This is a genomic window from Tetragenococcus koreensis (genome assembly GCF_003795145.1).
In the GTDB taxonomy this organism is placed as follows: Bacteria; Bacillota; Bacilli; order Lactobacillales; family Enterococcaceae; genus Tetragenococcus; species Tetragenococcus koreensis.
The window spans coordinates 737,536-753,271 of the sequence record NZ_CP027786.1 but is presented as its reverse complement, the minus strand read 5'-3'; the positions used below and the strand labels follow the sequence as shown (position 1 = coordinate 753,271).

16 protein-coding genes are annotated in these 15,736 nt (G+C 36.5%); 14 read left to right on the top strand and 2 right to left on the bottom strand.

The window, feature by feature from the left end; genetic code table 11:
* Positions 1-96 precede the first annotated feature (96 nt).
* The 7 genes from gatC to C7K43_RS03560 all read left to right on the top strand — a co-directional run bounded on the left by gatC (position 97) and on the right by C7K43_RS03560 (position 6,743).
* Positions 97-402, top strand: coding sequence for an Asp-tRNA(Asn)/Glu-tRNA(Gln) amidotransferase subunit GatC (gene gatC, locus C7K43_RS03590; RefSeq protein WP_124005603.1), 306 nt, complete (start codon positions 97-99; stop codon positions 400-402).
* A complete protein-coding gene (gatA, locus tag C7K43_RS03585) occupies positions 402-1,874 on the top strand; it encodes an Asp-tRNA(Asn)/Glu-tRNA(Gln) amidotransferase subunit GatA (protein ID WP_124005602.1) in 1,473 nt (490 codons plus the stop codon). The genes gatC and gatA overlap by 1 nt, the downstream gene beginning before the upstream one ends.
* Positions 1,871-3,301, top strand: a complete 1,431-nt coding sequence (gatB, locus tag C7K43_RS03580) for an Asp-tRNA(Asn)/Glu-tRNA(Gln) amidotransferase subunit GatB (RefSeq protein WP_124005601.1) — start codon at positions 1,871-1,873, stop codon at positions 3,299-3,301. Before gatA ends, gatB begins: the two co-directional genes overlap by 4 nt.
* Positions 3,302-3,310: 9 nt before the next feature.
* Positions 3,311-4,330 (top strand): diacylglycerol kinase, encoded by a 1,020-nt coding sequence (locus C7K43_RS03575; protein ID WP_124005600.1) that lies wholly within the window; start codon positions 3,311-3,313, stop codon positions 4,328-4,330.
* A gap of 218 nt (positions 4,331-4,548) precedes the next feature.
* Positions 4,549-5,916 (top strand): 23S rRNA (uracil(1939)-C(5))-methyltransferase RlmD, encoded by a 1,368-nt coding sequence (gene rlmD, locus C7K43_RS03570; RefSeq protein WP_124005599.1) that lies wholly within the window; start codon positions 4,549-4,551, stop codon positions 5,914-5,916.
* Positions 5,917-6,107: 191 nt separating this feature from the next.
* Positions 6,108-6,221 carry a CPBP family glutamic-type intramembrane protease gene (locus tag C7K43_RS13725; protein ID WP_124007236.1) on the top strand — a complete coding sequence of 38 codons (114 nt, stop codon included), beginning with the start codon at positions 6,108-6,110 and terminating at the stop codon, positions 6,219-6,221.
* 75 nt (positions 6,222-6,296) lie between these two features.
* Positions 6,297-6,743, top strand: a complete 447-nt coding sequence (locus tag C7K43_RS03560; RefSeq protein WP_124005598.1) for a GNAT family N-acetyltransferase — start codon at positions 6,297-6,299, stop codon at positions 6,741-6,743.
* Between the two features lie 80 nt (positions 6,744-6,823).
* Here C7K43_RS03560 and C7K43_RS03555 read toward each other — a convergent pair whose 3' ends face one another.
* Positions 6,824-7,312: a cysteine hydrolase family protein gene (locus C7K43_RS03555; protein ID WP_124005597.1), complete on the bottom strand. Its 489-nt coding sequence runs from the start codon at positions 7,310-7,312 to the stop codon at positions 6,824-6,826.
* Between the two features lie 182 nt (positions 7,313-7,494).
* On the opposite strand from C7K43_RS03555, the gene C7K43_RS03550 reads away from it, so the two are divergent.
* From C7K43_RS03550 to C7K43_RS03535, 4 genes are all read left to right on the top strand, one after another.
* Positions 7,495-8,541, top strand: a complete 1,047-nt coding sequence (locus tag C7K43_RS03550; protein ID WP_124005596.1) for a WD40/YVTN/BNR-like repeat-containing protein — start codon at positions 7,495-7,497, stop codon at positions 8,539-8,541.
* A gap of 401 nt (positions 8,542-8,942) precedes the next feature.
* Complete coding sequence (locus tag C7K43_RS03545; RefSeq protein ID WP_124005595.1) at positions 8,943-9,608, top strand: SDR family oxidoreductase; 666 nt, start codon at positions 8,943-8,945, stop codon at positions 9,606-9,608.
* A gap of 130 nt (positions 9,609-9,738) precedes the next feature.
* A complete protein-coding gene (locus C7K43_RS03540; protein ID WP_124005594.1) occupies positions 9,739-10,239 on the top strand; it encodes a GNAT family N-acetyltransferase in 501 nt (166 codons plus the stop codon).
* An 18-nt stretch (positions 10,240-10,257) separates the two neighbouring features.
* A complete protein-coding gene (locus C7K43_RS03535) occupies positions 10,258-10,824 on the top strand; it encodes a DNA-3-methyladenine glycosylase I (protein WP_124005593.1) in 567 nt (188 codons plus the stop codon).
* Between the two features lie 134 nt (positions 10,825-10,958).
* On the opposite strand, the gene C7K43_RS03530 is transcribed toward C7K43_RS03535, so the two are convergent.
* Positions 10,959-12,035, bottom strand: coding sequence for an iron-containing alcohol dehydrogenase family protein (locus C7K43_RS03530; protein ID WP_124005592.1), 1,077 nt, complete (start codon positions 12,033-12,035; stop codon positions 10,959-10,961).
* Positions 12,036-12,327: 292 nt separating this feature from the next.
* Here C7K43_RS03530 and C7K43_RS03525 point away from each other — a divergent pair, with 292 nt between their 5' ends.
* Genes C7K43_RS03525 through C7K43_RS03515 form a run of 3 tightly spaced genes read left to right on the top strand, consistent with a single transcriptional unit; the run spans position 12,328 to position 15,685 of the window.
* Positions 12,328-13,797: an ABC transporter substrate-binding protein/permease gene (locus C7K43_RS03525; RefSeq protein ID WP_168711986.1), complete on the top strand. Its 1,470-nt coding sequence runs from the start codon at positions 12,328-12,330 to the stop codon at positions 13,795-13,797.
* Complete coding sequence (locus C7K43_RS03520) at positions 13,790-14,512, top strand: amino acid ABC transporter ATP-binding protein (protein WP_124005591.1); 723 nt, start codon at positions 13,790-13,792, stop codon at positions 14,510-14,512. The genes C7K43_RS03525 and C7K43_RS03520 overlap by 8 nt, the downstream gene beginning before the upstream one ends.
* Before the next feature lie 21 nt (positions 14,513-14,533).
* Entirely contained in the window at positions 14,534-15,685 is a 1,152-nt protein-coding gene (locus C7K43_RS03515) for a pyridoxal phosphate-dependent aminotransferase (RefSeq protein WP_124005590.1), read from the top strand.
* Positions 15,686-15,736 lie beyond the last annotated feature (51 nt).

Here is a 15,736-nt window from a genome sequence, read left to right as displayed (position 1 = left end):
CTTTCATGATAATTATTCAATGATTTTCAATAAAGTGATATAATACAGTGAAAACAACCTGTAAATAAATAATTAAGAATAATTGAGGGGGATATTATGGCGATTCGTGAAGAACAAGTAGACCATGTAGCCAAATTAGCAAAACTATCTTTTTCAGAAGATGAGTTACATCAATTTACCGAACAATTAGGTGAAATTATTGATATGTTTGAAACACTAGAAGAAGTGGACACAACAGACGTTGCACTTACATCCAATATCACTGATGAAATCAATGTGATAAGAGAAGACAAAGCGGTAAAGGGTACTAGCCGAGATGCTTTAATGAAAAATGCGCCGGAATCAGAAAACGGCTTTATCAAAGTGCCAGCTATTATTGATGACAAGGAAGGTGGCGCATAATGGCAAATTTCTATGATAAAAGTTTGGAAGAATTACATGATTTACTTGTTTCAAAAGAAATTACAGCCGTTGAATTAATTCAAGAAACTTTTGATCGGATCAATGAAACAGAATCAGCGATTGACTCATTCATTACCTTAAATGAAGAGAAAGCTTTAGCAATGGCTAAAGCGATTGATGAAAAAGGAATTACCGAAGAAAATATTTTAGCAGGTATTCCTATTGGAATCAAAGATAATATTGTCACTAAAGATCTTTTGACAACAGCTGCCTCAAAAATGTTATATAACTTTGAACCGATCTATGACGCCACAGTAATGGAAAAAGTTTATCAATCTGATATGATTGCTGTTGGTAAATTAAATATGGACGAGTTTGCTATGGGTGGTAGCACGGAAAATTCTTATTTTAAAGAAACAAAAAACGCTTGGGATCAAACGAAAGTTCCAGGCGGTTCTTCAGGCGGTTCAGCAGCAGCAGTAGCTAGCGGCCAAATCCCACTTTCCTTAGGTAGTGATACCGGTGGCTCCATCCGCCAACCAGCAGCTTTTAATGGTATTGTCGGCATGAAACCAACTTATGGTCGCGTGTCTCGTTTTGGATTAATCGCTTTTGGTTCTTCTTTAGACCAAATTGGTCCACTTACGCGTAGTGTTAAGGACAATGCGCTAGCATTAAACGCAATTAGTGGCTTTGATCCAAAAGATAGTACTTCTTCTGGCAGCAGTGTGCCAGATTTTACTGCCAATTTAGGTGACGATATTAAAGGGATGAAAATTGCTTTACCAAAAGAATATTTGGATAAAGGCGTGAATGCTGAGGTTAAAGACGCTGTTTTAAAAGCAGCTGATACTTTTCGGTCGCTAGGTGCTACAGTAGAAGAGGTTAGTCTACCTCATTCAAAACATGGCGTGGCTGTTTATTACATCATTGCCTCTTCAGAAGCAAGTTCTAATCTACAACGGTTTGACGGTATTCGTTACGGCTATCGTAGTGAAAACGCAGCAACTTTGGAAGATGTGTATGTTAACACACGTAGTGAAGGCTTTGGCGATGAAGTCAAACGCCGGATTATGTTAGGGACATTTTCCTTGAGTGCGGGTTATTTTGATGCGTATTTCAAAAAAGCGGCACAAGTTCGTACATTAATCAGAGAAGACTTTAAAAAAGTATTTGCTGACTATGATTTGATTATCGGTCCAACAACACCTACTGTTGCATATGGTATAGGTGAAAAAATTGATGATCCAGTGACTATGTATACCAGTGATATTCTAACCATCCCAGTGAATTTAGCTGGTCTTCCCGGCATGTCCATTCCTTGTGGTTTTTCCAATGATTTACCGGTAGGTCTGCAATTAATTGGTAATCATTTCGCCGAAGATACAATGTATAAAGCAGCGTATTCTTTTGAACAAGTAACTGATTTTCATGCTAAGAAACCTGAAATATTGAAAGGAGCAAATAAATGAACTTCGAAACTGTGATTGGACTTGAAGTCCATGTAGAATTAAAAACCAATACGAAGATTTTTTCTCCCGCTCCTGCTCATTTTGGGGCAGAACCTAACAGTAATACGAATGTTATCGATTGGGGCTATCCTGGCGTTTTACCTGTTATGAATAAATCCGCCTTGGAATACGGAATGGAAGCTGCTTTAGCACTGAACTGTGATATTTCACAAGAAACTCATTTTGATCGCAAAAACTACTTCTATCCAGATAATCCAAAAGCTTATCAAATTTCCCAACTTGACGAACCCATCGGACATGATGGTTGGATTGAAATTGAAGTAGAAGGCCAAAAGAAAAAAATCCGTATTGAACGTGTCCATCTGGAAGAAGATGCTGGGAAAAATATGCACGGTATCGGAGGATATTCTTACGTTGATTTGAATCGGCAAGGAACACCGTTAATTGAAATAGTTTCAGAAGCAGACATGCGTTCACCAGAAGAAGCATATGCTTATTTGGATGCTTTGCGTTCAATTATTCAATTTACAGGGGTTTCTGATGTAAAAATGGAAGAAGGTTCAATGCGTTGTGATGCCAATATTTCATTACGACCATTAGGTCAAGAAGAGTTTGGGATCAAAACAGAATTGAAGAATCTAAACTCGCTTAACTTTGTCAGAAAGGGTTTGGCTTTTGAAGAAAAACGCCAAGCAAAACTTTTATTATCCGGCGGTTCATTACAACAAGAAACGCGTCGTTTTGATGAAGCATCAGGAAAAACTGTATTGATGCGTGTAAAAGAAGGTTCTTCTGACTACCGTTATTTCCCTGAGCCAGATATTCCGCGTTTTGAAATTGATGATGCGTGGATCAATAAAGTAAAAGAAAGATTGCCAGAAATGCCCAAAGAGCGTCGTGAACGTTATATTAACGAATTTGAATTACCAGAATACGATGCGATGGTATTAACCTTATCAAAAGAGATGTCTGATTTCTTTGAAGAAACCTTGCAACAAGGTGTTGATGCTAAACAAGTCTCAAATTGGCTGATGGGTGATGTCTCAGCCTACTTAAACAGCGAAAAATTAGAGCTAGCCGATACCCAGTTGACACCAAGTAATTTAGCAGGCATGATACAATTAGTTAGTGACGGTACAATTAGTTCAAAAATCGCTAAAAAAGTCTTTCAAGAACTAATCGAAAAAGGCGGCCATGCAAAAGAAATTGTAGAAGCCAATGGATGGATCCAATTATCAGATCCAGCACAGCTATTGCCAATTATTAATGACGTTTTGGACAATAATCAACAATCGATTGATGACTTTAAAAACGGAAAAGATAAAGCGATAGGATTTCTAGTTGGTCAAATAATGAAAGCAACCAAAGGAAAGGCTAATCCAGGCGTTGTAAACAAATTGTTAAAAGAAGAATTAGAGAAACGATAAGAGGTAATCATGGAAAGAGCGCGGGTAATTTATAATCCAACTTCAGGAAAAGAATTAATAAAAAGAAACTTAGCAGATATCCTAGCTGTTCTAGAAAAGGCAGGATATGAAGCAAGTGCGTTTGCAACTACTTCGATCCCTTATTCTGCCAAAAATGAAGCTAGACGAGCAGGCCAAGCTGGTTTTGATTTAATTGTGGCAGCTGGTGGTGATGGAACTATCAATGAGGTAGTTAATGGAATAGCTCCTTTAATTAATCGTCCTAAAATGGCGATTATTCCAGGGGGAACTACCAACGATTATGCCAGAGCGTTGAAAATTCCACGCGATAGCGTAAAAGCTGCAGCTGAAGTAATTTTAAAAAATCAAACAATCAAAATGGATATCGGAAAAACGCCCGAAAACTATTTTATTAACATCGCAGCAGGTGGACATTTAACCGAACTAACTTACGAAGTTCCTTCAGATTTGAAGCGAGTGTTTGGTTATCTGGCTTATTTAGCTAAAGGTGCAGAATTGTTGCCACAAATTAGGCCTATCAAAATGCATCTTAAATTTGATGAAGGCGAATATGATGGCAAGGCATCGATGTTCTTTTTAGGGCTGACCAATTCAGTTGGTGGATTTGAACAAATTGTCCCTGACGCAAAACTTGATGATGGTAAATTTTCTTTGATTATCGTAAAAACTGCCAATATTTTCGAGATTTTACATCTTGTAGCAATTATGCTTAGAAACGGTAAACATGTAAAAGATCCACGGATTATTTACACTAAAACCACAAAATTAGAAGTTGCTGTTCCGCAATCGCAAAAACGGTTAATGATTAATTTAGATGGTGAATATGGCGGCGATGCACCTATGACGTTTGAAAATCTACACCAACATATTGAAATATTTGCCGATGTGGATGAAATACCTGATAGTGCTGTATCAACTGAAGAAGAACTAGAAAAAATCAGCGAAGGATTCATCAAAGAAGTAGAACGCTTAAATGATGAAGAAATTGATGAAGACAAAAAAGATTGAGTCTTGTTCTTTTGAGAGACTGGGAAATAAGTTATTTCTAGCAATGATTCACGAAAAAATTGGGTGCTCTAATCTTTAGGGAGTTCTTTGCGACGAGAACCTATAGGATTAAAAGAGCAAGGTTCCCACTATTTGGGAAGTGATCACTGTTGGAGGCTTATATCTCAGTCTCTCTTGTCTTGTTTCACTGGCAACTTTAAGTATGAAGGAGAAAATGAATGGAAGATTTTCCAATTGAAAAAAATCAAGAATTAGAAGTAACAATCGTAGATTTAACTCATCTAGGTATGGGTATTGCTAAAATAGAGGGGTATCCGATTTTTATTGAAAATGCCTTGCCTCAAGAAAAAGTTCGCATAAGAGTTCTCAAAGTTGGTAAGAAGTTTGGCTTTGGTAAAGTTCTCACCCTTATTCAAGAGAGCCCTTATCGACAAGCAGTCGAAAATGAAGACTTACTTCGTACAGGCGTTGCGCCACTTAGCCATTTGCAATATAAACAACAATTAGAGTTCAAGCAAGAACAAGTGAAAAATGTCATTGTAAAAACGGCCAAAATGCCTGACATTCAGGTCAAAGATACAATAGGCATGGAGCAGCCTTTTGGTTATCGCAATAAAGCACAAATCCCGGTACGTAAAATCGATGGCGTGTTGCAGACAGGTTTTTATCGGAAAAATAGTCATGAACTAGTACCACTTGACCATTTTTATATTCAAGATCCAGCGATTGATGCAGCTATTGTGGTCATTCGTGAAATTTTGCAGCAATTTGAAGTAAAAGTTTATAATGAAAAAAATAATAGCGGCTTTTTGCGTCATATTGTTATTCGTCGTGGGTATCAAACTCATGAAATGATGGTGGTACTAGTGACGCGCAAAGAACACTTCTTCCAAGGAGAAAAAATTGCGCAAAAAATCCAAGAGAAGCTGCCAGAAGTCGTTTCTATTATTCAAAATATTAATCCAAAACAAACCAATGTAATTTTAGGTGCGGAAGAAAAAGTTTTGTTAGGACGTAATTTCATCTATGATCAATTGCTTGGGAAAACGTTCCGTATTTCTGCTAAATCATTTTACCAAGTAAACACACAACAAGCTGAAGTTTTATACCAAAAAGCATTTGATTTAGCTGATTTAAAAAAATCAGACGTTGTCGTTGATGCTTATTCTGGAATTGGAACGATTGGTTTATCGTTAGCTGATCAAGTTGCTCATGTCTACGGTATGGAAACAATCAAACAAGCAGTTGTAGACGCCCAAGAAAATGCGAAACTTAACGATATAAATAATGCAGAATATATAGCTGGTAAAGCCGAAACTATTATGCCTCAATGGCAAAAAGAGGGAATTCAACCGAACGTGATTTTTGTCGATCCACCACGTAAAGGGTTAGATCAGTCATTTATTGAAACTGCCTGTGAGATGAACCCAGAAAAGATTGTCTATATTTCTTGCAATCCAGCAACAATGGCAAGAGATTTAAAAGTATTCGCAGAAAGTGGGTACTTTACCGACAGCATTCAACCTGTTGATTTATTCCCACAAACCCATCATGTAGAGACGGTAATGGTTCTACAAAAACATTAGTTTTCAAAATTAGGAGACGTTTCTGTAAAAAGAAGCGTCTTTTTTTATGTTTAAAACATATTAAAATGAGGTAAGGAAATGAAAAAGTTATATTTGATGAACTTTATTCCTAATAAAAACGAAGCTAATATGTAGTTGAAAAAGTTGGAACTAATGATACCTTTGTAGAATTTTTTCTTTCAGACAGTTTTATCAACGTTTTCTTACTAAGTTTTTTATTTAGTGTTATATTTGTAAAAAACAAAAATATTATCCCTTCGGTTTGTATTCATATATTGTGGAATTTTATGTTTATTCTTTATTAAAAACTGAAGCATCGATAGAAAAACGCAAAATGTCGTCGAATTAATGGCACAAAACGTTTTGGGAGGAAAAAGAATATGGAAAACGAAACAAAATTATGTCCACTAGATGAAAATGTGATAGAGGAGTGCGTTGATTTATTTATTGCTACATTTTCAAAAGAACCTTGGAACGATGTATATGAATCTAGAAAACAAGTATTTACTTTTTTTGAAAATCATATCAACAATAATTATTTTGTAGGCTATGTTTTAAAGGAAAATAATACGGTTATCGCCTTAAGTATAGGAACAAAGAAACCTTGGATAAAAGGGATGGAGTACTATATTGATCAATTTTGTGTGAAGACAAACTTCCAAGGAAGAGGTGTGGGAAGTGAATTTCTATTTCTTATAGAAACGGATATAAAAAAGAAAGGTATGAACGCTATCATCTTAAACACAGATAAAGGATTTCCCTCAGAAAGCTTTTATCTGAAAAATGGATTCCAACTACTGGAAAAAACCGTATTTCTAGCAAAGTAAATGCAATAATTTGATGAATACTCTCTCAGCTAAATTTGCTTGGCTACTTTTTATTAAACAAATTGTTACCAAAGAAATTTTTATCGTTTGATCCTCACTTTAAAATCAAGCAGTAAGTTTAATGCTGTGATCTCGTGTTCTCGACCAGAAATTAGAGCAGTGTCAATGACAAATTTAGAGGTAGGAAATGTACTTTGTAAAGTAATAGTGTTTGCTAAAATACATAAATTTGTTTCTACACCGACTAGTTCGATCTTTTCTGATTGGGGTTTATATTTATTTTTTATCTGTAATAAATTTTCTGGTGACATGCTATAAGAATGCTTAATGATCACTAATTCATTAGGTAGTGGTTTTAAATCAGGAAGCAATTTAAACTTAGAATGATTGGCTTGTTCACTATTTGCATATTCGATAGGAATATCTTTGGTAAAAATAACAGGTTCGTTTTCCAATCTAGCTTTTTTTAGACGTTGAGCGATTTTGGGTAGTAGTTGATAAATATTTATATTATATGATTCATACGATAAATCAAGTAGCTGATTTTGCATATCAATAATAAGTAGCATAACTTCCTCCTTGTTTTTTAATTTGATTTTATTATATCGTTTTGTTGGAAAAAAGAAAAACAAGAGGGACCTATTCCTACTTTCTCATTACCATTTATAATATAATGAAACAAAGAAGGTTGGATAGTTAGCTATATTAGTTATGCAAAAGATAAGGGATAACACTAAGGAGGCGAAGTGCAATGAAAGAATTTTTTTTAGGTATGGATGAGGAGTTACTTATCGCTAAAGAAACGCCCAATGGATATACTACTTTTTCTCGCTTAACCGGTTTGCAACCGACAAGATTAGCTTTTGATCCGCAAAATGAAAGCGTTATTTATTGTGGTACTAGTAATAATGGTCTTTGGAAAAGTGAAGACGGGGGAGATAACTGGGCAAAAATTGGTCAAAAAGAACAGTTAGGAATTCGCTCTGAAAGGGTAACTTCCGTTGCTGTAAGTCCATCTAAAAAGACAAGCGAAAATAATATCGTTTATGCAGGCACGGAACCGAGTATGCTTTATTATTCAAATGATAAAGGAGCAACTTGGTATGAATTTACGGGTATTCAGACGCTTCCTTCAAAAAGGAATTGGAGCTTTCCGCCACGTCCGTATACGCATTATGTGCGCTGGATTACACCAAGCTATTTAAATGAAGAGCACTTAAGTATTTCCATTGAAGCCGGCGCCTTTATTCGCACTAAAGACCATGGAACAACTTGGATTGATCGAACTAAAAACAGTCCTATAGACATCCATACGCTACTTGCGCATCCGAAATCTCCTGGAAAACTTTACGCAGCTTGCGGAGATGGCGTGCATAAAAAAGGCCATTCATATGCAGAAAGTGATGATGAAGGCCAAAGCTGGCAGTATATGAGCGCAGGGTTAGAAAACCATCCGTACGCCTACAATATGGTGGTTAATCCTAATAATCCTTATGATCGTATCATTTCTGCAGCAAAGAACGCAGCACACGCTCATAGCCTTTCTGAGTATTCAGCAATCTATCGCAAACAAGGTAATCATCCATGGGCTGATATAACAGCTGGGTTACCGGAAAACAGCTCGTCGATTCATAATCTAGCAGCCGATCCAACAAGTCCAGGTGTATTTTATGCGATGAATAATTATGGGATTTATCGTTTGGAAAAAAAAGCAACTAAATGGGAGAAACTTGGAATAAGTTGGAAAGATAAATATTTAAACCAACGGCCTTCATGCTTTATTGTTAAAGAAGTTTAACTGGTTTTTAAAAACAGAATAGCTTTAACATTTTATGTAATAAGACGCTGGCTTTCAAGCGTTAGTAATAATAGAATAAACAAACCAACCGTGATACACAGTTGTTTTCTTAGGTTTTTTCTTATAAAAGGTTTAGTGAAAAAACTTTTTATATCAGGGAGAGTAAACGATTTTTCTATTTTTTTCAATATTTCCCAAATGATGGGTACTGTTTCTCGAATGTTTTCTCTATCTTTGTCTTTTCAGGGGTTATATTTGAGATACAACCCCCGGCTTTTCGGACGTAAGAAGTTGGAACCTATTGTTCTAAATTGACTGACACATGCTACAAACGCAATAATTAGCAAGAATAAGCATTTCAATGTTATGATTGAATTATCAACTAAAGAGGAGATGTTTTAATGAATGTATTAGTTATTGGAGCAAATGGTAACATTGGTAAAATCGTGGTTGAAAAACTACAAGAATCTGATAATAATACGCCAATTGCAATGGTGCGTAAAAAAGAACAGTTAGAAAACTTCAAAGAACAAGGGGTACAAGCGGTCTTAGCTGATTTAGAAGGCTCTGTCGGTGATATATCACAAGCAGCAAAAGACGCCGATGCTATCGTATTCACAGCTGGCTCTGGAGGCAACACTGGAGCAGATAAAACGATGTTTATTGATTTAGATGGTGCAGTAAAAGCTATAGAAGCAGCAAAAGATGCCAATATTGATCGTTTTGTTATTGTTAGTGCACTTGGTAGTCAACAATGGTTAGAAGATCCACGCCCTGAATGGCTAGATAAACTAGGACCCTATTATCCTGCAAAATTTTATGCAGACCAATGGTTAAAAAATAGTGGACTAGACTATACGATTGTGCGCCCTGGTCTTCTTTCAGATGATGAACCTAAAGGTAAAATCAAATTAGCAAAAACACTAGTTGAAAGTGGCGAAATTACCCGCAGTGACGTGGCGCAAATTATTATCGCAAGTTTAGCTGATGATGACACGCGTAAAAAAGAGTTTGATGTCATCAATGGGGATACTAAAATCGGAGAAGCCTTAAAAGGGTTAGAATAAATCAAAAAATAGCTGATTGAATTTTACTCGGCAATTAAAAGCAATCACGCTCTTTCATTAGAAGAGTATGATTGCTTTTTTTGTGGTTCTATAGAATAATAGATAGATATCGTGTAACAAGGAGGTATTTATGCAATATAAAATCCGTGAAATGGAAAAAACAGATTGGTCTGTTGTATATAATATTTATCGACAAGGAATGGAAACAAATTTAGCAACATTTACAGTTGAAGAACTGTCCTATGAAGAATTTGATCAAGAACGTTTGCAAGAGGGGCGTTTTGTACTATTAGATGGGGATCAGATCGCTGGTTGGACCACTTTAAAACAAGCGTATACGATCCCTGAATATAACGGTGTAGCAGAAGTGAGTATTTATATCGATAACAACTATCAAGGAAAAGGCGTAGGTTCGACTTTATTAAATCATTTAATCGATTATTCGGAAAAAATCGGTTTTTGGACGTTAGAATCTGACGTTTTTGCTAATAATTATGGGAGCCAACGCTTGCATGAAAAATGTGGTTTTCGCAAAGTAGGTTACCGTGAGAAATTAGGAAAAGATCAATATGGTGTATGGCGCGATTCGGTATTAATGGAGCGTAGAAGCGAAAAAGTCGGAATAGACTAGAAGAAAGGGGGACAAATAATGGTTATTCGTTGTGATTGGGCTGCAACAAGCTCTTTAATGCAAGACTACCATGATCATGAGTGGGGCAAGCCTACGCATAATGAAAAGGAACTTTATGAATTACTTGTGTTGGAAAGTATGCAAGCAGGATTGAGTTGGTCCACAGTTTTAGACAAGCGCGAAAATTTTCGGACGGCTTTTGATCAATTTGATTACCAAAAAATTGCACATTATGATGAAAATAAAATTGCTGAACTGCTGGCTAACCCACAAATTATTCGGAATCGCTTGAAAATACGAGCTGCTGTTAATAATGCACAAATATTTTTGAAAGTGCAAGAAAACTATGGTAGTTTTGCTGCTTATATCTGGTCTTTTGTCGAAGATAAACCAATTGTTAACCATTGGCAAACTTTCTCTGAAGTACCAGCAACTACCGATCTATCAAACCAAATTAGTAAAGAACTTAAAAAATTAGGATTCAAATTTGTAGGACCGACAATCATTTATTCATTTATGCAAGGAATTGGTATGATCAATGACCACCTGGAAGATTGTTCATTCAAATACGAAACGAAGCTGTGACCTAAGTAAAAACAAGCCAAAAATACCCGAACTATATTTGATGAGATTTAATTTGCGACGGGTAATCGCAGAAGTGATCTCACTATAGTTCGGATATTCTTTTATCAAAAGAACTTATATCACAGCTCTGCTTTTTAACTTAAATTTTCAACTTTTTTCATCGCAGCAACAACCAATTGCGGAGTTACTTCCTCTTTTAAGTAATGGATTTGTTCCCATGGTAGGGTCGCGCGGACGGCTACTTGTTGATAACCTTCCTCTGTTAAGTCAAGGCCCATATCTTTTAAAGAAGTCGGTAAGTTCAATTGGTGATAAAAAGGCAGTAAACGCGTAAGCTCTTCTTTTTTATCTTCAATCATTAATTGAACTAAGATGCCATAAGCAACTTTATAACCATGTAAGGTCTGATGGCTTTCAGGTAAAATAGTTAACGCATCATGGATTGAATGTGCTCCTGATGTGCGGCCGTAATCATCGCCGAAACCACCGACCATTCCAGCTAGTAAAATGTTTGTTTCAATGACATTTTGAAACGCTTGATTAAGTGTAGAAGTCTGCATAGCTTCCAGTGCTTGGCTACTATCTCTTAACAAAATATCGCGACATCTTTGAGCAGCAAATAAGGCTACTTGGATTTCAGGCGGTTGATAAGCTAATTGTTCGATCATGGGCGCTGCTTCATACCATTTGGCTAAAGTATCACCAATGCCGGCAATCATCAGTTCACGGGGTGAATTCAAAATAACTGCTGGTTCAATCAATACCGCGGCACTACTAATAGAAAACATTTCATATCGTTTCATTGAACCATCCAAATTATAGATGACACTTAAAGAGCTGTAAGAAGCACAAGTGGCTGCTAACGTCGGCATAATAAAAATGGGAAGCTCCGCTTTATGAGAAGTAGTTTTTCCTAGATCAGAAACTTTACCACCTCCACAGGCAATGACAGCTTCGATATTATTTTGCATAATAATAGAAACAAGTTCATCGGCTTTTTCATCCGTGCATTCTCCGCCATAATATTTTTCATAAACAGTATAATTACCTAAATCTGGGAAGAAAGGTTGAGCGGCTTTCCAGGAATCCTTTCCACGCAAAACCAACACACGTTTGATTTTCCATTCATCTAAATAATAGGGAAGCTTTTCCCAAGATTTTGCTGTACATTCATAAATCTGCGGTGCTCCTCGAACGATCAATTGTTGCATAGTTAGTTCCTTTCTTTTATCTATTATAGTTTTGTATCTTTATTCATCTATGTTTTTTGTATAATCAATGAATAAATTTGTTTCTCATGTATTAATTACGGACACATTTATTTAATATATAGCAGTTTTGTTTTTAAATCAAGTGATCTATGTCAGTTTATATATACAACATTTATGAATAAAAATAAAATTTTAAAAATACCTTTTCCTTTTGTTTAATCTATGATAAGATAATCCCAACCAAGAAATGAATTTTTATGCAATTATTATTAATAAGAAGGGTAGATAGCAAATGAAAAAGTTTAAAAAGTTATTTTTAGTGCTCATCCCGTTTCTCATGTTGTTTGCTCAGCTGTTTCCGACTGTACAAGCATCTGCGGAAGAAGAGCAACAAGACGAGCGCTATGATGCTATTATGGAACGTGGGGAGTTAGTTGTTGGATTATCAGCTGACTATGCGCCCTATGAATTTCATGCAACAGTAGACGGTGAGGATGAAATTGTAGGTTTTGATGTCTCTATCGCGCAAAAAATTGCAGATGATATGGGCGTTGATCTCCATATAGAAGAGCTGGGTTTTGATGCTCTATTGGGCGCATTAGACACGGGGAAAATTGACCTGATTATTTCAGGCATGTCACCAACTCCTGAACGTTTACAAGAAGTGGACTTTTCTGATCCTTATATGAATTCACAACAACGATTAGTTGTACGAGAAGAAGATCAAGACGAGTATACTGATGTTAATCAATTTGAAGGAGTTCCTATTGGTGTTCAAAAACAAACGACACAAGAAGAATTAGCCAACACGGAATTAGAAGGCTCGCAAGTTACTTCTTTACAAAAAATTCCGGATGTCGTGATGAATTTGAAAAATGGAAAGGTTGACGGTGCTGTATTAGAAGGGCCAGTGGCTAAAGCTTATGTAGATGAAAATGATGATTTGGCATTTTCTAATGTAGAATTTGAGGACGGTGCTAAACAATCAGCCGTTGCATTGCCTAAAGATTCACCTATACTTTCCGAAAATATTAATCGCTCTATTCAAACAATTAATGACGAAAATTTACTAGAGGGGTATCAAGAAGAAGCCAATAATCTGATGTTTGATGAAGACCAAAGTTTCTTTGAAGAGTATTATCCTTACTATCTATCAGGAACTGGTTACACGATTCTGTTAGCTATTGTCGGTGTCATTTTCGGTATTATTTTAGGAACCATCTTTGCTTTAATGAAATTATCTTCTATAAAAATTTTAAGAGCTCTTGCCTCCATTTATATTGAATATGTGCGCGGAACGCCTTTGCTAGTGCAAATATTTATTGTTTACTTCGGCACAGGTATTTTAGGTCTTGATCTGTCACGTTTTGTGGCTGGTTGTATTGCACTGTCACTCAATAGTGCAGCTTATGTGGCTGAAATTATCCGTGCAGGAATCAATGGCGTAAATAAAGGACAGATGGAAGCTGCCCGTTCACTTGGTATGGACCGGACAAAAGCGATGCGCTACATTATTTTCCCGCAGGCAATTAAGAATATTTTGCCGGCTTTAGGTAATGAATTCGTTACAGTCATTAAAGAGTCATCGGTTATTTCAGTTATCGGTGTTTCTGAGTTGATTTTCCAAGCGGGGAATGTACAAGGAGCAAGTTTTAAACCATTCTTGCCATACTTAATTGTTTCGTTAATTTATTTTGTATTGACGTTTACGCTTTCTCGTCTATTGGGTGTCGCTGAAAGGAGGATGAAGACAAGTGATTAATATAGAAAACCTGCATAAAAAATTCGGTGAAAATGAAGTATTAAAAGGGATCGATTTGAACGTTGAATCAGGTGAAGTGGTAGTTATTATTGGTCCTTCGGGAAGTGGAAAAAGTACTTTTCTACGTTGCTTGAATTTATTAGAGCAACCAACAGAAGGGACTATTCTATTTGAAGGTAATGATCTTTTAGCTAAAGAGAATAATATTGACCAATTACGACAAAAAATGGGCATGGTATTTCAAAGTTTTAACCTATTTCCGCACATGAAAGTTCTAGAAAATGTTACAATTAGTCCAATTAAAGTAAAAGGGCAAAGTTCGGATGAGGCCAACAAAAAAGCATACGAACTATTGGACTTAGTTGGTTTGACGGATAAAGCTGAAAGTTACCCAGCAAGTCTTTCCGGTGGTCAAGAACAGCGGGTTGCTATTGCTAGAGCCCTAGCGATGGATCCTGATGTGATGTTGTTTGACGAACCAACTTCTGCATTAGACCCAGAAATGGTAGGAGAAGTTCTTTCCGTCATGAAAACTTTGGCAAAAGAAGGGATGACCATGATTGTTGTCAGCCATGAAATGGGTTTTGCTAAAGAAGTAGCTGACCGGGTCATTTTCATGGATGACGGTGTGGTGCAAGAAGAAGGGCAGCCAGAAGACATTTTTGATCATCCAAAAAACGAACGAACCCAAAACTTTCTAAAAAAAGTATTATAAAAAGGGAGATGACCATTACTCGTGGATCGTTTTAAATTAGCAAAAAAATATCAAGAACCAGCAGAAAACATTATGATGAATATTGGCACATTGGCAAAAAGTAAAGAAGGGTTGCTTGATTTATCCATCGGGGACCCAGATTTAATCACCGATGAGCGTATCATCAATCAAGCCTTTGAGGATGCCAAAGCTGGTCATACTCGTTATACTGCCTCAGATGGAAGTGCTGCTTTTATCCAGGCAGTGATCGATCACTACAAGAATCGTTATCATTTAGACTTTTCCGCTGACCAAGTGCGTGCGACAGTGGGCGCCATGCATGGAATGTACTTAACATTTTTAGCTATTCTTGATCCCGGTGACGAAGTGATTATTCATGAACCCTATTTTTCACCCTATAAAGACCAAATTGAATTAGCCGGTGGTGTGCCAGTTATCGTGCCTACTTATGAAAAAGATGGCTTTCAATTAGAGGCTGCCATGCTTGAGCGGGCAATTACGAGTCGTACAAAGGCAATCGTGGTTAATTCACCTAACAATCCAACTGGCGCAGTTTTCTCACAAGAAACGTTTCAAAAAATCGCAGATATTGCGATTGAGCATGAGGTGTTTATCCTTTCAGATGAAATTTATGAGGAATTGGTCTTCGATGATACATTCACGCCAATGGCAACTTTTGCTCCTGAAAATACGATTACGTTTAGTGGTTTTTCAAAGTCATTTGCTATGACGGGATGGCGGATCGGTTATATGATTGCACCAACTTATGTTAGTGAGACAGCTAAGTTGATTAACGAAAATATCACCTATTCTGCCCCAGCGATTTCACAACAAGCTGGAATTTATGCTTTAAATCATGCTAATGAGCTTATTCCTGAGGTAGTCAATGTTTTTAAAGAACGGCTTAATTATGTGAAACAGCGTGTGGATGCCATTGATTTTCTTCATTTAGGGGAAGTAAAAGGATCGATGTATGCATTTATTAATATTGTTGATACTCAATTAGATTCTGTTGCTTTTTCCAAGAAATTATTGGAGGAAACTCAAGTACTTGTAGTTCCTGGAAAGGCATTCGGCGTTACTACTGGTAACCATCATGTACGCTTAGCTGCAACCCAGAAAATTTCTGTATTAAAAGAAGCCTTTGATCGAATCGAACAAATGACGTTTTAAGCGATTATAATAATGAACAGCTAGAAAAATAATTCTGGCTGTTTGTTTTTA